At 67.1% G+C, this 21,541-nt stretch carries 22 protein-coding genes; 3 read left to right on the top strand and 19 right to left on the bottom strand.

Annotation, left to right across the window (positions count from 1 at the left end):
* Nucleotides 1-90: 90 nt before the first annotated feature.
* Genes LC041_RS10060 through LC041_RS10030 form a run of 7 tightly spaced genes read right to left on the bottom strand, consistent with a single transcriptional unit; the run spans nt 91 to nt 7,956 of the window.
* Nucleotides 91-1,176 carry an Lrp/AsnC family transcriptional regulator gene (locus LC041_RS10060; RefSeq protein WP_226532965.1) on the bottom strand — a complete coding sequence of 362 codons (1,086 nt, stop codon included), beginning with the start codon at nt 1,174-1,176 and terminating at the stop codon, nt 91-93.
* Nucleotides 1,122-2,021 carry an alpha/beta fold hydrolase gene (locus LC041_RS10055; RefSeq protein ID WP_226532964.1) on the bottom strand — a complete coding sequence of 300 codons (900 nt, stop codon included), beginning with the start codon at nt 2,019-2,021 and terminating at the stop codon, nt 1,122-1,124. Before LC041_RS10055 ends, LC041_RS10060 begins: the two co-directional genes overlap by 55 nt.
* A gap of 31 nt (nt 2,022-2,052) precedes the next feature.
* Complete coding sequence (locus tag LC041_RS10050) at nt 2,053-3,231, bottom strand: M24 family metallopeptidase (RefSeq protein ID WP_226532963.1); 1,179 nt, start codon at nt 3,229-3,231, stop codon at nt 2,053-2,055.
* Between the two features lie 9 nt (nt 3,232-3,240).
* Entirely contained in the window at nt 3,241-4,140 is a 900-nt protein-coding gene (locus tag LC041_RS10045; protein WP_226532962.1) for an ABC transporter permease, read from the bottom strand.
* Nucleotides 4,137-5,099: an ABC transporter permease gene (locus LC041_RS10040; protein ID WP_226532961.1), complete on the bottom strand. Its 963-nt coding sequence runs from the start codon at nt 5,097-5,099 to the stop codon at nt 4,137-4,139. Before LC041_RS10040 ends, LC041_RS10045 begins: the two co-directional genes overlap by 4 nt.
* 32 nt (nt 5,100-5,131) lie before the next feature.
* Nucleotides 5,132-6,751 (bottom strand): ABC transporter substrate-binding protein, encoded by a 1,620-nt coding sequence (locus tag LC041_RS10035; RefSeq protein WP_226532960.1) that lies wholly within the window; start codon nt 6,749-6,751, stop codon nt 5,132-5,134.
* A complete protein-coding gene (locus LC041_RS10030) occupies nt 6,751-7,956 on the bottom strand; it encodes a dipeptidase (RefSeq protein ID WP_226532959.1) in 1,206 nt (401 codons plus the stop codon). The genes LC041_RS10035 and LC041_RS10030 overlap by 1 nt, the downstream gene beginning before the upstream one ends.
* A gap of 170 nt (nt 7,957-8,126) precedes the next feature.
* Here LC041_RS10030 and LC041_RS10025 point away from each other — a divergent pair, with 170 nt between their 5' ends.
* Complete coding sequence (locus tag LC041_RS10025; protein ID WP_226532958.1) at nt 8,127-9,782, top strand: dipeptide ABC transporter ATP-binding protein; 1,656 nt, start codon at nt 8,127-8,129, stop codon at nt 9,780-9,782.
* An 18-nt stretch (nt 9,783-9,800) separates the two neighbouring features.
* On the opposite strand, the gene LC041_RS10020 is transcribed toward LC041_RS10025, so the two are convergent.
* The 10 genes from LC041_RS10020 to rplU form a co-directional block, all read right to left on the bottom strand.
* Nucleotides 9,801-10,490 carry an SDR family oxidoreductase gene (locus LC041_RS10020; protein WP_226532957.1) on the bottom strand — a complete coding sequence of 230 codons (690 nt, stop codon included), beginning with the start codon at nt 10,488-10,490 and terminating at the stop codon, nt 9,801-9,803.
* A 1-nt stretch (nt 10,491) separates the two neighbouring features.
* Nucleotides 10,492-10,872: a ribosome silencing factor gene (gene rsfS / locus LC041_RS10015; protein WP_226532956.1), complete on the bottom strand. Its 381-nt coding sequence runs from the start codon at nt 10,870-10,872 to the stop codon at nt 10,492-10,494.
* Nucleotides 10,872-12,071 carry a hypothetical protein gene (locus tag LC041_RS10010; RefSeq protein WP_226532955.1) on the bottom strand — a complete coding sequence of 400 codons (1,200 nt, stop codon included), beginning with the start codon at nt 12,069-12,071 and terminating at the stop codon, nt 10,872-10,874. Before LC041_RS10010 ends, rsfS begins: the two co-directional genes overlap by 1 nt.
* The gene (gene nadD, locus LC041_RS10005; protein WP_226532954.1) at nt 12,068-12,673 is read right to left on the bottom strand and encodes a nicotinate-nucleotide adenylyltransferase; all 606 of its coding nucleotides are present in this window, start codon (nt 12,671-12,673) and stop codon (nt 12,068-12,070) included. Before nadD ends, LC041_RS10010 begins: the two co-directional genes overlap by 4 nt.
* Nucleotides 12,674-12,679: 6 nt before the next feature.
* Nucleotides 12,680-12,904, bottom strand: a complete 225-nt coding sequence (locus LC041_RS10000) for a hypothetical protein (protein WP_047519875.1) — start codon at nt 12,902-12,904, stop codon at nt 12,680-12,682.
* Nucleotides 12,905-12,969: 65 nt separating this feature from the next.
* Nucleotides 12,970-14,223, bottom strand: a complete 1,254-nt coding sequence (locus tag LC041_RS09995) for a glutamate-5-semialdehyde dehydrogenase (RefSeq protein ID WP_226532953.1) — start codon at nt 14,221-14,223, stop codon at nt 12,970-12,972.
* A 9-nt stretch (nt 14,224-14,232) separates the two neighbouring features.
* Nucleotides 14,233-15,018 (bottom strand): glutamate 5-kinase, encoded by a 786-nt coding sequence (gene proB, locus LC041_RS09990; RefSeq protein ID WP_226532952.1) that lies wholly within the window; start codon nt 15,016-15,018, stop codon nt 14,233-14,235.
* Nucleotides 15,015-16,514: a GTPase ObgE gene (obgE, locus tag LC041_RS09985; RefSeq protein ID WP_226533300.1), complete on the bottom strand. Its 1,500-nt coding sequence runs from the start codon at nt 16,512-16,514 to the stop codon at nt 15,015-15,017. The genes proB and obgE overlap by 4 nt, the downstream gene beginning before the upstream one ends.
* 98 nt (nt 16,515-16,612) lie before the next feature.
* The gene (gene rpmA / locus LC041_RS09980; RefSeq protein ID WP_017202370.1) at nt 16,613-16,870 is read right to left on the bottom strand and encodes a 50S ribosomal protein L27; all 258 of its coding nucleotides are present in this window, start codon (nt 16,868-16,870) and stop codon (nt 16,613-16,615) included.
* An 18-nt stretch (nt 16,871-16,888) separates the two neighbouring features.
* Complete coding sequence (rplU, locus tag LC041_RS09975; protein ID WP_226532951.1) at nt 16,889-17,197, bottom strand: 50S ribosomal protein L21; 309 nt, start codon at nt 17,195-17,197, stop codon at nt 16,889-16,891.
* Nucleotides 17,198-17,445: 248 nt separating this feature from the next.
* On the opposite strand from rplU, the gene LC041_RS09970 reads away from it, so the two are divergent.
* Entirely contained in the window at nt 17,446-17,712 is a 267-nt protein-coding gene (locus tag LC041_RS09970) for a DUF4031 domain-containing protein (RefSeq protein ID WP_226532950.1), read from the top strand.
* Here the strand turns inward: LC041_RS09970 and LC041_RS09965 are convergent.
* Entirely contained in the window at nt 17,677-20,154 is a 2,478-nt protein-coding gene (locus tag LC041_RS09965) for an Rne/Rng family ribonuclease (RefSeq protein WP_226532949.1), read from the bottom strand. The genes LC041_RS09970 and LC041_RS09965 overlap by 36 nt on opposite strands.
* Nucleotides 20,155-20,437: 283 nt before the next feature.
* Here LC041_RS09965 and LC041_RS09960 point away from each other — a divergent pair, with 283 nt between their 5' ends.
* On the top strand, nt 20,438-21,049 hold the full coding sequence (locus LC041_RS09960; protein WP_226532948.1) for a vitamin K epoxide reductase family protein: 612 nt from the start codon (nt 20,438-20,440) through the stop codon (nt 21,047-21,049).
* A 75-nt stretch (nt 21,050-21,124) separates the two neighbouring features.
* Here the strand turns inward: LC041_RS09960 and ndk are convergent, their stop codons facing one another.
* On the bottom strand, nt 21,125-21,541 hold the full coding sequence (gene ndk, locus LC041_RS09955) for a nucleoside-diphosphate kinase (RefSeq protein ID WP_047524000.1): 417 nt from the start codon (nt 21,539-21,541) through the stop codon (nt 21,125-21,127).

Genomic DNA, 21,541 nt, shown 5'->3' with positions numbered 1-21,541 from the left:
ACTCTCTCTTCCAAAAGAGTGCGCCACGGAAGGGCGGGACGGAAGCCCCTTGACACTGCGCCCCGAGGGTGCCGTCGGAGGGTCGACCGCCTACGCCCCTGCTTCGACGGCCCCAGCCGAGGCCACCTGTGCCCTCCACCACGGAGTCTCGATGAAACCGCGCTTCATGAAGACGAGCTCCATCGCGGCGTTCCAGCCCCTGACCCCCTTGAGGTGGGCGATGGTCCCGGTGAGGAAGTCGTGCAGCGTCTCGGTGCTCGGCAGGATGATCTCGCAATAGAGCGAGTTCTCCTCGAGCGCGGCCGCGAGGAATCGCACCGACACGTGGTGGGCCAGTGTCTGCGCGACGGAAGCGATCCGCGACGGCTCGACCCGCAGGATCAGAAGTGTCTCCGCGCTCATGCCCAGCGCCGACGCCGGCACCATGGTCACCGTGGTCAGGCACCCGGCGTTGCGCATGCGCTCATAGCGACGACGCACACTGCTCTCGTTCATGTCGAGGGTGTCGCCGATCGACTGGAACGACGCGCGCCCGTTGTGGCGCAGCTCCTCCACGATCGCCCGGTCGGCGTCGTCGAAGTGCGTGGGGTCGCACGTGTTCGGCGCCGGCATGTACGACTGCGGGTCGCTCGCGGCCTCGGCGTGCGCGTCGTAGAGCTGTCGTCCCCAGTCGAAGCTCACCTTGTAGGTGTGCACGACCAGGTCGCTGCGCCAGCGCTCGACGCCCGGGATCGCCTGGAGATCCGTGAGCACGTGCGCGTACGTCGCGGAGTCTCCAGGGATGACGACCTCGGCGAACACGTCGAACTTTCCGGTGACCAGGGTCACGAACCGCACGTAGGGCGAGCCGATCAGCGCCTGCGCGACGGTCAGCTGCGCCCCAGGGGTGCAGTTGATGCGCACGAAGAAGGTCTCGACGTGGCCTTCGCTGCCCAGGGTCGGCACGATCCCCACCCGGACCAGCCCCTCGGCCAGAAGCTGCTGTCCGCGACGGGTCACTGTGGAGACGGGGGCTCCCGCGAACTCCGCGATCGATGTCCAGCTCGCCCTGCCGTCCTGCTGCAGTGCGACGACGATCCGTCGATCGAGATCGCTGACTTCCCTGGTCGGATGAACGCTGCTCATCGGGTCGGCGGGTACACCCGGTGCAGGAACGAGCGCACGGTCTTCGTCCACGCCTCTGCCTCCTCGATCTGCGGGGAGTGCCCCGATTTCTCGAACACCACCATCTCGGAGTCCGGGATGAGATCGGCGATCGTCTGGCTACACGATACTGGCGTGATCCAGTCCGTCCGCCCCACCGTGATGAGTGTCGGCACACCGATCTCGGGCAGCCGCGGCTTGAGGTCGTAGTTCGGGAGGTTCACGGAGAAGGCGTAGTTGTGTGCGCGATAGCGATAGGGCGTCGCCTGCACCTTGCGCTCGGTCGCCTCCGGATCGTAGACGAAGTCGTAGAGCGGAAGGATCTCGCGCCAGCAGTCCTTCAGATCCTCGTCGTCGTGCACCTGCCCGACATCGATACGGTCGAACTTCTCCATGTCGATCGTGACGCGGTCGGAGGCCAGGGCATTCTCACGCGCGAGATGCGCGTTGGAATTGTCGGGCGACGTATCACGCAGCACGATCGCCGACACGCGCTCCGGGTACCGCAGGGCGTACTCCATCGCCATGAAGCCGCCGTACGAGCCACCCGCCATCGCGATCTTGTCGGCGCCGATCCACTCCCGCAGACCGTCGATGTCCGCCGCCCACTGCTCGTGGCTGTACGTCCCTTCGCCCTCGCTCACGCCGCTGCCGCGCGCATCGAACACCACGACCCGGTACTCGTCGGCCAGGCGGCCGAAGCTGGCCCGGGGTTCGGCACGCGACCCGAGCCCCGGGGCGCCGTGATGGGTGATGATGACCGGCGCACCCTCGGGTCCGAGCACCTCGACGGCCAGGTGATTCCCGTTGATCTCGACCCATTCGTGGTCACTGGTGGCTGCGGCGAACTCCGGGGATACCGGCGGGGTGGATGTCATGTTCTCTGTCTCTCTCTCGAAGTCCGGGGCGTCAGAGCGCGATGGTGCAGTCGTCGAGGCTGCGGGGGAAGGAGGTCAGTGGCTCGGCACCGGCGTCGGTCACGAGCATGCTGTCGCTGATGCGGTATCCCGCATGCCCCGGCACGTAGATGCCGGGTTCGTTCGACACGACCATGCCCGTTTCCAGCATCGTCGGATCACCGTCCTCCAACCAGGGAGCCTCGTGCATGCCGAGGCCGATGCCATGTCCCTGGCGGTGCCGGATGAACTCGCCCAGCCCCGCGTCGCGGATCACGTCGAGGCACAGCCGATTCGCCTCGCGGCATTCGAGCCCGGCGCGGATGGTCTCACGTCCGCGCAGCTGCGCCTCGTGGATCGTGTCGTGGTAGCGCCGTTGCTCCGCTGTGGGCTCGCCCAGCACGAAGGTGCGTTCGCCCTCGATGAAGCGGCCGCCGACCGCGCAGCCCAGCGACAGCATGAACGTGTCGCCTGCCTTGAGACGGTTCACGGAAGGAAGCCCGTGCGGGAAGGCGGAGTTCGCCCCCGAATAGACGAGTCCTCCTGCGAGCAACGACGCCACCACCACGTTGCGATGCTCGGCGTACATGATGCCGGTACCGGTCGCCGTCACATGGCGTTCGAGTTCGGCCTCGGTCGGCAGATCTCCCCCGGCGCCGACCGCCTCCGCCACCAGCGCCACGCCGGCGTCGAGCATCCGATCCGTGATGCGCGCGGCCTCACGGTGCAGCACGATCTCTTCGGGGAACTTCACGAAGCGGGTGCGCGTCACCAGGTCCGACGCGACGAGGTGAGCGGCGGGCATCGCCTCTCGCGCAGCCGAGAGACGCGAGTACGGCATCGTCGAGGCGAAGCCCACGCGTCCCCGCGGTGTCACCGCACGCGCCAGGACCTCGAACGGCGAAACGACGCCGGGGAACTCGAAGAACGACACCGGCTCCGCCCGGGAGGACTGCGACTGGGCGTATTCGCGCTCCAGCTCGGGCAGCAGCATCACGGCCCTGCCCGTCGCTTCGAGCCAGATCGCCACCGGGCGCTCGGACGGGTGGTGGAAGAAACCGGTGAGGTAGGCGATGTCCTCCGGGCTGTCGGTGAGGAACGCGTCGAAGCCCTCCTCGACCATGCGCTCACGCAGCCGTGTCTGCACGCGGTCGAAGAACTCGGGCGCGAGTCGCTGATCGAACTCGATCATCACAGGCTCCTATCGGGCGAGGTGGCGCGGGTTGCGCGCGTCGTTGTAGGCGATCGACAGCAGCGTGGCGGAGAGCACCAGGATCAGGATCGCGATCGAGGGGAAGAGCGTCAGCCACCACGCGCTCACCATGGCACCGGCCTGCTGCGCCTCGTAGAGGATCCGCCCCCAGGACCAGGTGGTCGGGTCCCCGAGGCCGAGGAAGGCGAGTCCCGCAGCCGAGAGCACCGCGCGCGACGCCGTCACGACCACCGAAACCACCACGACGGGGGTCACGGCGGGGAGGATGTGCTTCGTGATGATCCAGACCGGTGAGGTGGTCATCAGGCGCGAGGCGTCGACGTAGGGCAGGCCGACGACGGTCAGCGCTTGCGAACGCACGAGACGGGTCACTTCGGGCCACGAGAACGCCGCGACGACGAAGATGATCGTCGACGTGCTCGGCCCCACGAGTGCGGCGATGAGGATCATGAGCGGCAGCACGGGCAACGAGAGCGTCATGTCGACGATCACGCTGATGAAGCTGTCGAGCTTGCGGAAGTAGGCGCCGAGCACGGCGATGATCGTGCCGAAGACGATGGCGATCACTGAGGCGGCGACCGCGACGAGCACGCTCTGCTGCGTCCCCCAGATCACCTCGGAGAACACGTCGCGTCCGAGGGCGTCGGTGCCGAACCAATGGTCGCCACTCGGCGGCCGCAGCACATCGGGGCCATAGCTGGCCGGGTACGGGGCGATCAGCGGAGCTGCAAGCGCGACGACGACGAGCAGGATCAGAAGACCGAGCGAGATCATGCCGAGGGGGTCGCGACGGAACGCACGCCAGGTGTGCGCGCTCGCTCGCTCGCTGCCCGTGGCGGTCGGATCGCTCGGGGCGAGGGTCTCGGAGGAGGGCATCGGAGCGGTCATGAGGTCTTCACTCTCGGGTCCAGGTAGCCGTAGATGATGTCGGTGATCGTGTTCGCGACGACGACGGTGATGGCGAGCATGAGGAACGCGCCCTGCAGCACGGGGAAGTCGAGCTGCGTGACGGCCTCGTAGATGCCACGGCCGATACCCGGATACGCGAAGACGGTCTCCGTGAGCACCGCACCGCCGACGAGGAAGCCGAGCTGCAGGCCGATCAGGGTCGTGGTGGGAAGCAGCGCATTGCGCAGCGCATGCTTCCAGAGAATGCGACTGCCGCGGAGACCGTTCGCCTTGGCCAGGAGGATGTAGTCCTCGCCGAGCGTCTCGATGAGGGTCGACCGCATCGTGAGCACATACGAGCCGACCTGGATGAGCATGAGCGACACCGCGGGGAGGACGAGATGCTGCGCGACGCTGAGATACCAGTCGAACCCGTAGGTGTTGTTGGTGTACGCGCCACCGATCGGGAACCAGCCCAGGTTCAGCCCGAACACGAACAGCAGGAGGATCGCGACGCTCGGGACGAACAGCGACTGCCCCGTCACCCCGAGCACCTGTACCGCCCTGTCGATGAACCGTCCCTTGTGCGAAGCCGCGGCGACGCCGAGCGGGACACCGATGAGGATGGTGAGCACCAGGGCCGTGACCGTCAGGAGGAGCGTCCAGGGCAGTCGCTGCATGAGCACGTCGGTGACCGGGATCGACTGCGTGAACGAGATGCCGAGGTTGCCCTGCAGCAGCTGCCACATGTAGAGCCCGTATTGCACGATGAGGGGCTGGTCCAGCCCATACTGCTCGAGGATGGTCGCCCGGATGTCGTCCGTCATGTTCGGACTCGCCAGCGCCAGCGCCGGGTCGCCGGGAAGCAGACGCAGGAGCAGGAACGTCACGGTCACGGCGAACCAGATCGTGAGCAGACCTCGACCTGCGCGACGGAGAATGAACGATGCTCGGGACACCCGGGCGACCTTCCTCGAGAATGCAGTGGTTGTTACTCGACCGGGTACGCGCTCGCGAGCGAGAGCGGGTTCACGATCGAGAGCAGCTCGCTCGGCTTCGAGATGAAGCCGGCCCATTCGTCGCTGGCCGCGAAGAACAGGTTCTGCGTGTACATGATGTTGTCGTAGACCTGCTCGTGCACGATCTTGTTCGCGTCACGCATGATCGAGATCTTCTCGTCCTCATCGAAGGTGACCATGCCCTCCTCAATCAGCGCGTTCAGGTCCGGATCGTCCACGTGGGTGTAGTTGATCGCTCCCCCGGGGAGGTACGACAGCGCGAAGTTCGTCACCGGGTCGTCCATGATGGCGAAGTTGCCCGCGTAGATGTCGTAGTCGCCCTCGTTGGTCATCGAGAGGTAGGTGTTGCGCTCCGTGCCCTGCAGCTCGATCGTGATGCCGGCCTCCGCCGCGCTGTCCTTCACCATCTGCGCCCACTGGCTGGTCACACTGTCCTGCAGCGAGTAGATCAACCGGAAAGAGAGGGGGAACTTCCCGCTGGCGTCGGCCGTGTAGCCGGCCTCTTCCATCAGGGAACGCGACTTCTCGGGGTCGAACTCGTACTCCGTCACCGAGTCGTCGTAGTACTTCGCGAGCACGGGCATCAGCGCGCTCGATCCCGTCGAGACGGCCTGTCCCTGGAGCACCACCGTGCGGATGGCGTCGTAGTCGACCGCATGGGCGAGCGCCTGGCGCACCTCGGTCTTCGCGAGGTCGGGCTTGTCCATGTTGTAGACCAGGTGGGCGTAGCCGAGACCAGGTGCCTCGATGACCTGCAGGCCGTCGGTGCTTCCGAGCTGTTCGACCTGTGCCGGTGGCAACGCGTTCGCGATGACATCGATCTCGCCGCTCTGCAGCGCCAGGATCTCGGTGTTCACGTCGGGGTACACGCGGTAGACGACCTCGGCGGGTCCGGGCACACCGCCCTCGACGAGCGGGTAGTCCTCCACCCGCTCCAGGGTGTAGTGCTGGCCGACCTGGAAGTCCGTCATGATGAACGGCCCCATGCCGACCCAGCCGCCGTCGCTGCCGTCGTTCGCGAACTCCGCGATCGACCCCTGCGGGTCGAACACGTGCTTCGGCACGACGACGCCCCAGAAGCCGATCTCCTCGATGATGGACGAGTCCGGCTGCGTCAAGGTCAGCTCGACGCGGGTGTCGGACACGGCGGTCGCGGTGTCGAGGTTGCCCAGCTGCCCGTAGAACGTACCGGGAGCCTGGTCGCGCTTGACGGCGTTGAGGGTCCACGCGACGTCCTCGGCGGTGAGCGGCTCGCCGTCGCTCCACGTCAGATCGTCGCGGATCTCATAGAAGCCGGTCGTGTCATCCACGTAGCCCCAGTCGGTGGCCACGTGCGCTTCCTTGGTGCCGTCGTCGCTGATGCTCAGCAGGTGCGGGTACATCAGATTCGTGATCCACGAGTCCGTGCGACTGTTGCCGAGCACCGGGTTGAAGTTCACGACATCCGTCGTCGTGCCGATGCTGATGGTCTCGTCGCTCGGGCCGGCGGAGCCGGATGACTCCCCCGGTTCCGGCGCCGAAGGGGCGCACGCGGCGAGACCGACGGCGAGAGCCGCGGCCGCGCCGAGGGCGAGGAACTTGCGGTATTTCATCAGACCCAGACCTCCTCGAGTACGCGCAGGGTGTTCCCACCGACGACGGCGCGAATCTCGTCGTCGGAGTAGTCGTGCTTCACGAGCCAGCCGATGATGTTGTAGAAGGCTTCGGCCGGGTTCTCGATGCCGTCCACGTACGGCTGCTTCTCGTAGTCGACGTTGGCGTGCGCCTGGCCGAGCGACAGGTTCGACGAGAAGGCATCGTGCAGACCGACGTGGTCGCCGAACAGCGTGTCGGGCCCGAAGCTGACATGCTCGAGTCCGACCAGGTCGACGCAGTACTGGAAGTGGTCCATGACCGATTCCAGCGAGTGCTTCGGGTGCTGGGGCGAGATCGTCGTATGCGGAGCGGCCTCGATGCCGATCACACCGCCCCGCTTCGCGCACTCGATGATCGTCTCATCGGTCTTCATGCGGTTCGTCGGCCACAGCCCGCGCGCACCGGCGTGCGTGATGAAGACCGGCTTGGTGGAGTGGGCGATGACGTCGAGACACGTCTGATCTCCCGAGTGGGAGATGTCGATCGCGATGCCGAGCTTGTTCATCCGCTCGACGGCGCGCTCGCCGAAGTACGTCAGCCCTCCGTCTCCGCGTTCCTTGAGCCCGCCCCCGAGCATGTTGGCCTCGGAGTAGGCGATGCCCATCTGACGCACCCCGAAGCCGTAGAGGACGTCGAGACGGTCGACCTCGTTCTCGATCATCGTCGAGGCTTCGAGCGCGAAGATGTGCGCCACACGGCCGGTCTCCGCGGCGTGGCGGATGTCCTTGATCGACTCGGCCTTGATCACGAAGTCCTGGTGCGCGAGATCTGCCATGCGCACTCCGAGGTCGAACAGCACGTCCTGGTACTTCCACCCGGCATCGCTGGAGATGCAGCACGTGCCGTCCATGCCGTTGTCGAACACGGCCGTCAGCCCCGACCGGGCGAGGCCCTGGTAGGCGGTGGGTTCGCGGCCCTGGCGGATGTGGTCGCGCAACTCGCCCATGTCCTCGGGGAACACCTGCACGTGCTCGTGCAGGGAGATCACGGTCTCCTCGCGGAGCAGACGCTCGGTGCGTTCCTGCTGAGCGTCGCTCAACCCGAGGTCGTAGGCGGGCACGCGGCCGATCTGCGCGGCGTAGCGGAACTCGCGGTAGTCCTTGCCGGCTTCCAGATAGTCGTACGCGGTGTAGCCGGTGTACCGGCCAGCTTGTTCGAGCACGAATGCGCTCCTTCGGTTCGATGATGCGGGTGCCACTCCCGATCGACGAGCGGGAGATTCCTCTGAATCTGGAGGATTTCGGCACAGATGTCAACCCTGGTGATTATCTTCGGCTGAAATGTTTCCTGTTCGAAACATTTCAGAGCCAGGATGCTGGCATGATGGCATCCATGGAGAACACATCCGCCCCCCAGAACGCCGTGGTCCTGGACGTGAAGGGACTCACCGTCACCCTCACCGGCGAGGGACGCCGCCACCGCGTGGTCGACGACATCGATCTCGTCGTGCGACGCGGAGAGGTGTTCGCGCTGCTCGGTGAGTCGGGCTCGGGCAAGTCGATGACCGCACGCGCGATCATGGGCCTCCTCGGCGACGGGGATGTCGAGGCTTCGACGATGTCTCTGAGCGGCACCGACCTCCTCTCCCTCTCCTCCGAACAGCATCGACGTCTACGTGGTGTGCGCGTCAGCCTGGTCATGCAGGACGCCCTTTCCGCGTTGAATCCGGTCCTCAGCATCGGCGACCAGATCATCGACCTCATCCGCGCTCATCGCAGCGTCGGCCGTCGCGCTGCCGAAGCGCGCGCGGTGGAGCTGCTGACACTCGTCGGTATCCCCTCCCCCGACAAGCGTGTGCACGACTATCCGCACCAGTTCTCCGGCGGTCAGCGCCAGCGCATCCTGATCGCCATGGCGATCGCACTGGATCCTGATCTCATCATCGCGGATGAACCGACGACCGCGCTCGATGTGACGGTGCAGGCGCAGATCCTCGATCTGCTGCTGTCCTTGCGCGACCGGCTGGGGATGGGCATCCTGCTCATCACGCATGATCTCGGCGTGGTGATGGAGGTCGCCGATGAGGTCGCCGTGATGCGCACCGGACGCATCGTGGAGTCCGGCTCCGCCGATGAAGTGCTGACGAATCCGCAGCATCCGTACACGGTGCAGTTGCTGAACTCGATGCCGCGGGAGGTGAGCGCCGCCGCAGACGACGACGGTGGCACCCCCATCCTCGAGGGCCGCGCCCTGGAGCGCACGTTCCGCTCCGGCAGTGGACGTCGGGCGCATCGCGTGGCCGCGGTCGCCGGTGTCGATCTCGAGCTCCATCAGGGCGAGATCCTCGCCGTGGTCGGCGAATCAGGCAGTGGCAAATCCACACTGGCGCGCATGCTCGTGGGTCTGGATTCACCGGATGCCGGCACCCTGCGCTACCGCGATCAGGACGTGACCAGGGGGCGACTGCGCGACAGGAAGATCCTGCGACGCGGCGTGCAGATGGTGTTCCAGGACCCGTACCTGTCACTCAACCCGCGGATGACGGTGCAGCAGATCATCTCGGAACCACTCGCCGCCACGCACACCGGGACACCGGCGACCCGACGCGCACGGGTCGCGGAGCTGCTCGAACTCGTCGGGCTCACGGCCGAGATGGGCTCCCGCTTCCCCCACCAGTTCTCGGGCGGTCAACGTCAGCGGATCGGCATCGCGAGAGCGCTGGCGCTCGACCCCGATGTCCTGGTGTGCGACGAACCGGTGTCCGCACTGGACGTGTCCATCCGCGCCCAGATCATCGATCTGCTGTGCGATCTGCGTGCACGCCTGGGCATGTCGATCGTCTTCATCGCACACGACCTGTCCCTCGTGCGCCATATCGCCGATCGCGTGGCGGTCATGTACCTGGGCAACCTTGTCGAGATCGGGGCCACGGAAGACGTCTACCGTCGTCCCGAGCACGCGTACACGCGGTCGCTTCTCTCGGCCATCCCCCCGCAGACGCGCGCCGATCGCGGCATGCTCGCCCGTCGAACACGGCTGACGGCCTGATGTCGAGCCGGCGCCGGGTCAGCGGCCAGGTCGCACCGTGAGGTCGGTGATCTCCGCGTCGCGCGGGAGGTCGAGTGCGGTCAGGATCGTCGTGGCGACCGACTCCGGCGTGATGAAGCGCTCGGCGTCGTAGTCCTGCCCTTCCTGTTGATGCACGCGCTCCTGCATGGGAGTGGCCGTGCGCCCCGGGTAGATCGAGGTGACCCGAACGCCGTGTTGCGCCTCCTCGGCGCGCAGCGCATCGGCCAGAGCCTTGAGCCCGTGCTTCGATGCTGCGTAGGCCGACCAGCCGGCGTTGGCGCGCAACCCCGCGCCGGAGTTCACGAAGACGATCTGCCCCTGGGACACACGGAGGACGGGAAGCAGAAGACGCGTGAGCTCGGCCGGAGCGACGAGATTCACCGCGAGCTGCCGCTCCCAGAGCGCGGCCGGCAACTCGGCCACCGCGCCGAGATCGACGACGCCTGCGACATGGATCAGCGAGTCGATCCGATCCGGGAGCTGTTGCTTCGACAGCGCCCACGACAGACGACCCGGTTGCGCGAGGTCGCCCACGAGCACGCCTGCTCCTGGAAGCGCCTCCGCGACCTCCTTGGCGCGCCCGGCGTCGCGAACGAGCGCGACCACGTCGTCACCGCGATCCCTGAGGCGACGGGCGAGGACGGCTCCGATCCCGGACCCTGCACCGGTGATGAGGTGCGTAGGCATGTCAGCTGGGGTCTGTAGCGGGCTCGACCACGTCGATCGGAACGACGGGGCAGTCCTTCCAGAGGCGCTCGAGACCGTAGTAGACGCGCTCTTCCTGATGGAAGACGTGCACGATCAGGTCGCCGAAGTCCAGCAGGACCCACCGCGCCTCCGCACGGCCCTCTCGACGAACGCGCTTGTGCCCCGACTCGATCAGGCGGTCTTCGATCTCGTCGGCGATAGCGGCGACGTTCCGCTCGCTGTTGCCCGTGACGAGCAGGAAGATGTCGACGAGCGGAAGGGGCTCGGAGACGTTGAGCGCGACGAGATCCTCACCGCCCTTGTCGACGGCGGCTTGTGCTGCGAGTCGCAGCATCTCTTCGGCAGTTTCAGGTGATTGCATCAAATCAATTTCGTGGTGAAGGCGATGACGAGAACGACGCCGATCGCGAGGGCCAGGCCGCCGGCGATGATGGCGAGGGTCACCATGAGCCGGTTCCCCTTCTCGGGGGCAGGAGGTCGGATGACCTCACCCGCGGGCTTGATGGTGCTGATCGCCGAGCTGGCGGCGATCGGCGTGGGCGAGGACGCCGGCGGCAGCTCGCCGTCGATGAGGACGGAGTCGATGTCCTTGCCATCGGTCGTCCCGAGCGCGTGTCCTTGCGAGCCCATGCCCTGCGGGAGCTCGTAGGAACCCGTGACCAGGATCTCACCCGTGGACGCCACGGGCCCCGAGAGCGACCCCTCGCCCGGAGACGGGGTGAAGATCAGTGCGTTCGGAGCGGAGTGCTGCGAGCCGGTCGAGTCGCCGACGGCGAGGAGCTCGTCGAAGGACGGGCGGAAAGGCGCATGCGTCTCGGGGGCATCCGCGAGCAGTCCCTCACCGAACGCGGAGTTGACCGTGGGACGCTCGTCGATGGCCTCGTCGTCCGAGCCCACATCGGCGAGGACGTCCTCATCGGCCGCCTCCCCCTCGCTGTCGGTCGCGAGACCGAGGACGGCGTGGACGTCGTCGTTCACCGGCTGTTCGACGGGCTCTTCCGTGGCTTCGGCTTCGACGTCGGTTTCGAGGGGAACCTCGCCCACGGCATCAGCCGCGACGGACGCACTGACCGGCGCCACCGCGACTGCATCGTCCACGTCGTCGTCGGCGTCGCCCGCCTCTTCATCCACGGAGACGAAGGTCGGGATCGCCGACACGATCTCCACCGGATCTTCCGTACCGGCCGTCGTGTCCGACGGCTCGTCGGTCTCACCCTCTTCCGAGACCTCCGCCTCGACGACGGGTACCGACGCGGTCCGAACCTTCTCGAGCTCGCGCGCTTGACGACGGGTCAACGGGGCTTCGCCGCGCGTGGCGTCGGCGCTGTTCCCTCCGTCGGCCACGGGGGCAGACCGGGGTGCAGCGTCCGATCCCGCCGTGGCGGACTCCTCGGCCCCTGGGGGTGCGGCGACAGGCGGCAACGGCGGCGCGGGCGGTGCCGCCTCGACCGCCGCAGCGGCCTCCGCCTTGGAGATCACCGGGGTGGAACCGGTCAACCGGATCTCTCGCAGTTGCTTGCGCGTCAGCGGACCCTGCCCCTGCTGATCCGATGTACTCATGCCTTGCTCCGATACAGATGATGCTTCGCGATGTACTGTACGACCCCATCAGGGACCAGATACCAGACCGGCTGATCGTCGCGAACGCGTTCACGGCAGTCCGTCGACGAGATCGACAGCGCCGGCACTTCCAGTTGGCTGACGTTGTCGCTCGGGAGGCCGTCTGTGCTCAGGACGTGTCCTGGTCGAGAGACCGCGACGAAGTGGGCCAACTCCCACAACTCATCATGGTCCCTCCAACTGAGAATTTGCGCCACGGCATCCGCACCGGTGATGAAGAAGAGGTCCGCATCCGGCCGATCCTTCTTCAGATCGCGCAGAGTGTCGATCGTGTAGGTGGGGCCCTCGCGGTCGACATCGACCCTGCTGACGGTGAACTGCGGGTTCGACGCGGTGGCGATCACGGTCATCAGGTAGCGGTGCTCGCTCGGTGAGACGCCCGACTTCTGCCACGGGTGCCCCGTGGGCACGAAGATGACCTCATCGAGGCCGAAGGAGTTCGCGACCTCGCTCGCTGCGACCAGGTGGCCGTGATGGATGGGGTCGAACGTACCGCCCATCACGCCGATGCGCGGGGTGCGCGGGGTCGCAGCTTCACTCATGGGGGCCTAGTGGCCGTGTCCCGCCTCGTGGCCGTCCTTGCCGTGCTTCGCCGCCCAGGCCTCCGCCTTCGCCGAGTGCCGGTTGGCGACGTTCTTGTAAGACAGGGTCACCAGCGCGAGGAAGGCGAACACGATCGCGGCGATGACTCCGAAGATCACCGTTTCGAGCGCGACGTTGCCGTGGTGCTCGGTTTCGGCAGCGGCCATCGCGATCTGTGCGACGAGGTTCATCCTGACTCCGTTTCGTGGCGTGCTGTTCGGGATCCTGTGAGGTACAGCGTCCCCCAGTCTAGCGCTCAGCCGCGGGTCTGCCCCGATCCACGCGCAAGCCATTTCGTGCTGGTGAGTTCGGCGAGGCCCATCGGTCCCCGCGCATGCAGCTTCTGGGTCGAGATCCCTACTTCCGCGCCGAAACCGAACTCGCCGCCATCGGTGAATCGGGTCGATGCATTCACCATCACGACGGCCGAGTCCACCTCTGCGAGGAAGCGCTCCGCGTTGCGTGAATCCGTGGTGATGATGGACTCGGTGTGACCCGTGCTGTAGCGACGGATGTGGTCGAGTGCCTCATCGAGCGAGTCCACCACCTTCATCGCGATGTCGAGACTCAGGTACTCGGTGGCCCAGTCCTCCTCGGTGGCGGGGATCACGTTCGACATGAGACCTGCCACCACATCGTCGCCGTGGATCGCGACACCCTCGCTCTGCAGGGCACTGGCCACCAGCGGCACGAGCCGCGGCGCTGCCTGTCGGTGCACGAGCACCGTCTCCACCGCGTTGCACACGCTCGGCCGCTGCACCTTGGCGTTCACCACGATGTCGCGCGCCCACTCGTCGGGGGCTGTCTCGTCGAGCACGATGTGGACGTTTCCCGCTCCTGTCTCGATGACCGGCACGGTGGACTCCGTCACGACGGCTTCGATCAGCCCGGCGCTCCCCCGCGGGATCAGGACGTCGATGAACCCGCGACCGTGCATGAGGGCCTTCGCTCCCTCACGCCCGAAGTCGTCGACGGTCTGGATCGCCTCCGCTGTGAGTCCTGTGCGCTCGATCGCTCCGCGCATGACCTCGACGAGCACGGTGTTCGACTCGCGTGCGGCACTGCCGCCACGCAGCACCACAGCGTTTCCGGAGCGGAGAGCGAGAGCTGCGATGTCGACGGTCACGTTGGGACGCGCCTCATAGATCGCACCGACCACGCCGAACGGCACCCGCACCTGTTCAAGGGCCACTCCGTTGGGCATCCGGTGTCCGCCCACCACACGGCCCACCGGGTCGGGAAGCGCAGCGACGTCACGCACCGCCGCTGTCAGAGCGTCGACGCGCTTCTCGTCGAGGCGCAGCCGATCGATCAAGGACTCCCCGATACCGTCCGCCCGTCCGCGTTCGATGTCGCGACCGTTGGCCTCGATGATGCGCGGCGCAGCTTCCTGGAGCGCGACGGCGATCGCTTCGAGCACCCGAGCCTTCTCGTCGCTCGTGAGGGCAGCGGTGGCTCGGGAGGCCTCTTTGGCGCGCTGCAGGCGCACCTGCGGGGTCTGGTCGGTCATCCGCCCAGTTTAGGAGGTGGCCGGCTCGAACCAGGTCCCTATTTCCGCACCGGCGAGTGCCTGATCCACCAGGTCGGCACTGGTGACGAGGACGCCGATTCCCGAGGCCGCGGCGAGCCGCGCCGCCGAGACCTTGGTGGCGGCGCCGCCGGTGCCGACGCTGTTGACCACGGTGGATCCGAATTCCAGGCCCGTGAGGTCGGCGTGGGGAGCGACGATGTCGATCGGCTCGGCATCGGGGTCCGTCGGAGGCTTCGTGTACAGCGACTCGATGTCGCTGAGCAGGATGAGCGCGTCCGCCTCGATCAGCTGGGCGACCAGAGCACCGAGGCGGTCATTGTCACCGAATCTGATCTCCTGCGTGGCGACCGTGTCGTTCTCGTTCACGATCGGGAGCGTGCGCAGTCCGAGCAGACGCTCCATCGCGCGACGCGCGTTGGAGCGCGAGGTGGGGTTCTCGAGGTCTCCGGTCGTCAGGAGCACCTGGCCCGCGACGATGTCGAACGGGCGCAGCGATTCCTGATACCGGTACAGGAGGATGTTCTGCCCCACGGCCGCCGCAGCCTGCTGCGTCGCGAGGTCGGTGGGCCGTGCCTCCAGCCGGAGGAACGGAAGCCCGGAAGCGATCGCCCCGGACGACACCAGCACGACCTCGGCACCGCGCGCGTGGGCGGCGGCCAACGCCTCCACGATGACGGGAATCCGCCAGGACGACTCACCGCTGATCGACGACGAGCCGACCTTGACGACGATGCGGGACGCGGTCGCGAGATCCGCTCGGGTTCGTGCGGTCACTCGCCGTCCTCGCGATAGGCAGCCAGACGCTGCGCCTCCACCTCGGCACGCGCTTCCGCCTTGGCGTCCATGCGCTCGTAGTACTGCTCCCGACGCTCCGACGTCGTCCGCCGAGCGTTGGGGGCGAGGCGGGGGTCTGTTCCACGAGGAGCGGTCATCAGCTCCGCGGCAGAGGACATGGTGGGCTCCCAGTCGAAGACGATGCTGTCGCCCTCCCCGATCACGACGGTCGAGCCCTGAACCGCACCGAGGCGGAAGAGCTCATCTTCGACGCCGAGCTTCTCCAGGCGGTCGGCGAGGTATCCCACGGCCTCCTCGTTCTGGAAGTCGGTCTGCTGCACCCACCGCACCGGCTTCTCGCCCAGGATGCGGTACACGTTGCCGTATGTGCCGCCCTCGACACGGATGGCGAAGTCGTTCTTGGAACCGCGCGGCCGGATGACCACACGCTCCGGCGGCGTCTCGATCGCCGCTTCCGCCCGATGCTTCTCCACGAGCTCACCCAGCGCGAACGTGAGGGGACGCAGCCCCTCATGCGAGACCGTGGAGATCTCGAACACACGGAAGCCGCGGGCCTCGAGGTCGGGGCGCACGAGTTCGGCGAGATCACGGGCTTCGGGGACGTCGACCTTGTTCAGCGCGACGAACTGCGGACGCTCGAGCAGGGGGGTCTGCCCTTCTGGCACCTCGTAGGCGCCCAGTTCGGCGAGGATGACGTCGAGATCGGAGATCGGGTCGCGTCCGGGCTCCAGCGTGGCGCAGTCGAGCACGTGCAGGAGCGCAGAGCACCGCTCGACGTGGCGGAGGAACTCGAGACCGAGCCCTCGCCCCTCGCTCGCCCCCTCGATGAGACCGGGCACGTCGGCGACCGTGTAGCGGAAGTCGCCGACCTGAACGACCCCGAGGTTCGGGTGGAGCGTCGTGAACGGGTAGTCGGCGATCTTCGGGCGGGCTGCGGAGATGGCACCGATCAGGCTCGACTTGCCCGCCGACGGATAGCCGACGAGAGCGATGTCGGCGACCGTCTTCAGCTCGAGGACGACGTCGCCCTCGTAGCCGGGAGTGCCCAGGAGGGCGAAACCGGGGGCCTTGCGCTTCGGGGTGGCAAGCGCGGCGTTGCCGAGCCCGCCCATTCCCCCCTTGGCGACCACGAAACGCTCACCGGGGATGATCATGTCGATCAGGACCTCGCCGGCGGTGTTCTTCACCACCGTGCCGACCGGGACGGTGAGCTCGAGCGTCTCGCCCAGGAACCCGGATCGATGATCGCCCATACCGGGACCGCCGTTCCCGGAGGAACGGTGCGGCGAGTGATGGTACGACAGCAACGTGCCGGTCTGCGGGTCGGCTACGAGCACGATGTCGCCGCCGTCGCCGCCGTTGCCGCCGTCCGGGCCGCCCAGCGGCTTGAACTTCTCGCGGTGCACGGAGACGCAGCCGTTGCCGCCCTTGCCCGCACGAAGGTGCAGTGTGACGGTGTCGACGAACGTGACCATGTCGTGGTTCCCCTGGGTTCCTGTGGTGGCGGTGTGCAGATACACGGACGGGGCGAGCCGAAGCCCGCCCCGTCCGGATGACTAGTGTCGCGCTGAGATCACTCAGCTGCGGCGACGATGTTGACGACCTTGCGGCCGCCCTTCGCGCCGAACTCGACCGCGCCGGCGGCAAGAGCGAACAGCGTGTCGTCGCCACCACGGCCGACGTTGACGCCGGGGTGGAAGTGCGTGCCGCGCTGACGGACGATGATCTCGCCTGCGAGGACCTGCTGACCGCCGAAGCGCTTCACGCCGAGGCGCTGAGCGTTGGAGTCACGACCGTTACGGGTTGAGCTTGCGCCCTTTTTATGTGCCATGTCCTAGTCCCCTCGGGCTTACTTGATGCCGGTGATCTTGACGCGCGTGAGCTCCTGGCGGTGGCCCTGACGCTTCTTGTAGCCGGTCTTGTTCTTGTACTTCTGGATGACGATCTTCGGGCCGCGGAGGTTGCCGATGACCTCAGCCGTGACCTTGACCTTCGCCAGCGAGTCAGCGTCGGTGGTCACCGTGGCGCCGTCGACGAGCAGCACAGCGGCCAGCTCGATCTTCTCGCCCTGGGCAGCCTTGACACGGTCGAGCTGAACGATCGTGCCGACCTCGACCTTCTCCTGCCGCCCACCGGCGCGCACTACTGCGTAAACCACTTCATACCTTGTTTCGTTGGGGAGCACTCGGCTCCGAGAATGTCACGGGAAGACTGTTGCTTGCATGCGTCGCAGGACGACGGGCGCGAACGCAAGGCTCTCCGCCTCAACCGACGAGGAAGACGCGGCATACGCACCAAGGGACTACTTTACCGGATGCGGGTCGGTGTCGCAAAGCCACGCCGACTCGGGCGGCTCCTGCGCACGCTCGGCGTCCCGCCCCGGCCGCACGGTCGTAGGCTGACCAGGTGACCGTGCTCGTCGACGCCCCCCTCTGGCCCGCTCACGGACGCCTGTGGGCGCATCTGGTGAGCGACGAGAGCCTCGATGAGCTGCACGACTTCGCCCGAGCGCACGACGTTCCGGCGCGCGCCTTCGACCTCGATCACTACGACGTGCCGGAGGAGATGATCCCTCGGCTCGTCGCCGCCGGCGCCGAGCACGTGCAGGGCAAAGAGCTGGTTCGCCGACTGATCGCGTCAGGACTCCGAGTCCGCGCCCGCGATCGGCGCTGACGGCTCCGAGTTCACCGACACCGGGGTGCCGGTCAGCGCTGCCGTGCTCACTCGACGGCGTCCTCGACCCTGACCCGGTGCCTTCGGCTCGGGAAGCGCGTCGAGAACCGAGTCGAGAAGCTCTTCCGCCGGGCTCTTGGGCCCCTTGCGGTCCCCGCCGCGCTTCTTTCGGGCCTTCTTGGGGCGCTCCGTTGCCGCAGGCGCCTCGTCCGGCACGACCGCCGCCGGTGTCTCCGCGACCCCGTCCGTCGTCGGAGCGATCGTCGACGCCGCGATCTGAGCCAGCGCGGATTTCGCGCCTTCGGTGATGCTGTGGGTGACGTGCGGCGTTGCCGGAGCACTCTGGCTCTGACCGTTCCCGCCGTTGCCGCCGCGCTGGCGACGACCGCCCTGGCCGTTGCCGTTGCCGCCGGAGCCGTTACTGCCGGAGCGGTGCTTCACGACGGGGTCGTGGTGCACGATGACACCGCGACCGGCACAGACCTCGCAGGCTTCGCTGAAGGTCTCCAGCAGGCCGAGGCCGAGCTTCTTGCGCGTCATCTGCACGAGGCCGAGCGAGGTGACCTCGGCGACCTGGTGCTTGGTGCGATCCCGGCTGAGGCACTCGATCAGACGACGGAGCACGAGGTCGCGGTTGGACTCCAACACCATGTCGATGAAGTCGACGACGATGATGCCGCCGATGTCGCGCAGACGCAGCTGGCGGACGATCTCCTCCGCAGCCTCGAGGTTGTTCTTCGTGACCGTCTCCTCGAGGTTTCCGCCCGAACCGACGAACTTGCCGGTGTTGACGTCGACGACGGTCATCGCCTCGGTGCGGTCGATCACGAGCGACCCCCCCGAGGGCAGCCAGACCTTGCGGTCGAGGGCCTTCTCGATCTGCTCCGTGATGCGGAAGGCGTCGAACGGATCCGTCTCGTCCTCGTACGCCTCGACGCGCTCGAGCAGGTCGGGGGCAACGCTCTCGAGGTAGGCGCGGATCGTCTGCTGCGCGTCCTCGCCCTGGATCAGCATCTTCGTGAAGTCCTCGTTGAAGACGTCGCGCACGATCTTGACGAGCAGGTCCGGCTCCGCGTGCAGGAGCGCAGGCGCCTGCTGGCTCTCGACCTGCTTCTGGATGTGCTCCCACTGCGAGGTGAGACGCTGCACGTCGCGGGTGAGCTGCTCTTCGGTCGCTCCTTCCGCCGCGGTGCGGACGATAACGCCCGAGGACTCGGGGAGGACCTCCTTGAGGATGCGCTTGAGGCGCGCGCGCTCGTTGTCGGGGAGCTTCCGGCTGATGCCGTTCATCGAACCACCGGGGACGTACACGAGGTAGCGGCCGGGCAGGGAGATCTGGCTCGTCAGGCGGGCGCCCTTGTGGCCGACCGGATCCTTCGTGACCTGCACGAGCACGCGGTCACCCGGCTTCAGTGCGAGTTCGATGCGCCGCGGCTGATTGCCCGTCTCGACGCCGTCCCAGTCGACCTCACCGGAGTACAGCACGGCGTTGCGACCGCGCCCGATGTCGACGAACGCGGCCTCCATGCTCGGGAGCACGTTCTGCACACGGCCCAGGTACACGTTGCCGATCAGCGACGCATCCTGATTGCGGGCGACGTAGTGCTCGACGAGGACGCCGTCTTCGAGCACACCGATCTGCGTGCGACCGTTCTTGGAACGCACGACCATCTTGCGGTCGACGGACTCACGGCGTGCGAGGAACTCGGCCTCGGTCACGACCGGACGACGACGACCGGCATCGCGCCCGTCACGACGACGCTGCTTCTTCGCCTCGAGGCGGGTCGAACCCTTGATCGCCTTCGGCTCGGTGATGTACTCGACGACGCGCTGACGCTGGCGCGGCTCTTCGCGCTGGTCATCCCCGTCGGAGCCGCCGCGACGGCGACGTCCGCGACCTCGCGGTGCGGAATCGTCCTGCGACTGATCACGATCGGCGCCGCGATCGCGGCCCGGACGCGCCGGCAGCGGCACGATCTCCGGGGCGTAGAAGTGCAACTGGGTGGAAACCTGCGAGACGAACACCTCGGGAAGCAGGCCCAGCGACACGGCGGTCACCGGAGCCGGAGCCTCGGGAGCAGCAGCCTCCGGCGCAGCAGCGGGCGCTTCCTCGACCGAGGTTTCGCCCGTCGAGGGCTTCTCCTCCGCAGACTCCGTCTTCGAAACCTGCTCATCGGCGGCGGCCTCGGCCACGGCGCTCTCGGCAGCATCGGAGGACTTCCCGGAGTCAGTGCTCTCGGACTCGCTCCCGTCGCGTGCCACGTCGTGGTCCACCGCGGCGGTCTCTGCCGCGTCTGCGGTGGCCTCGGTCGCCGCTGCGTCGTCGCTCGAAGACGCGGTGCGCTCGTCGGCCTCGGGAGCAGCAGGCTCCGTCAGCGCATCCGCGGCGTGAGCCGGGAGATCGAGGGTAGGTGCGTTGTTGTCATTGTTCTCATCGGCCATCTCTGGCTTGCTCCCTGCACGGATCACTGGGTGCTCCGTGAAATCTCATGCGGTACCCGCAGGTTCCGCGAACTCACTCGGTGTGCGACCGGCTCATGGCTCTGATCGCGTGGGGCATGGGGCCCCGAAGTCTGCGTCGACGCGTGTCGCGGCAGGGCCGTTCATCGCGTCACAGGCCATTATCGCACCAAGTCGCCCCGTTCACGGCATCCGGTCGTGACCAGCGCGTTTTCTCCGGCCTGTTCTCGCCCCATCCATAGCCGTCGCTGAGATAATCGCCGGTATGAGCGAGCAGCGCACCCGCCCCGTGTTCTATGCCGTGTGGTTGATCATCGCGAGCGTGATCGGGTGGTTCGCCGCTTTCGAGTTGACCGTCGAGAAGTTCGCGCTGCTGGAGAACCCGTCGGAAGCACTCTCCTGCGATCTGAGCCCCTTCATCCAGTGCAGCACGAACCTGGAGTCGTGGCAGGGATCGGTCTTCGGCTTCCCCAACCCGATCATGGGGCTCACCGGCTGGATGGCCCCCCTGGTGGTGGGCGTCGCGATCCTCGCCGGTGCGCGCTTCCCCCGCTGGTTCTGGGCTCTTTTCGGCCTCGGCATCACGTTCGCCTTCGGCCTCGTGTGCTGGCTCATCGGCCAGAGCCTGTACGACCTCTTCGTCCTGTGCCCGTGGTGCATGGTCACGTGGGCGGTCACGATCCCCACGTTCTTCGCGACGATGGTCCACCTGACCCGCAACGGCACGTTCACCCGGAGCGAGAAGGTCAAGTCCCGTGCAGAGAAGCTCATGCCGTGGGTTCCGCTGGCCACGATCGTCGCCTACGCGCTGATCATCATGCTTGCGCAGCTCCAGGGGCTCGACTTCCTGGGCGAGATGAGCCGGATCCTCTTCTGATCCTCACCCGTCGCACGACAAAGCCCGCCCGCCGAGACTCGGCGGGCGGGCTCTTGCTTGCGTGCGGACGGAGCCTCAGTCGAACCAGATGCCGAGCTCGCGTGCAGCCGACTCGGGGCTGTCCGAACCATGCACGAGATTCTGCTGCACGGGGAGACCCCAGTCGCGGCCGAAGTCTCCGCGGATCGTGCCGGGCGCTGCGGTCGTGGGGTCGGTGGTCCCCGCGAGCGAGCGGAATCCTTCGATCACCCGATTGCCCGCGAGCCGGATCGCGACAGACGGACCGGAGAGCATGAACTCGAGCAACGGCTCGTAGAACGGCTTGCCCTCGTGCTCCGCGTAGTGTTCGGCGAGAAGGTCGCGGTCGGGCTCCACCAGGCGGATGTCGACGAGGGCGTATCCCTTCGCCTCGATGCGGGCGAGGATCGCGCCGGTGAGGCCGCGGGCGACGCCGTCGGGCTTGACGAGGACGAGGGTTTCTTCGGTGGCCAT

Source organism: Microbacterium paraoxydans, assembly GCF_020524545.1.
Lineage (GTDB): Bacteria > Actinomycetota > Actinomycetes > Actinomycetales > Microbacteriaceae > Microbacterium > Microbacterium paraoxydans_C.
This window is presented reverse-complemented; position numbering and strand designations above follow the sequence as displayed.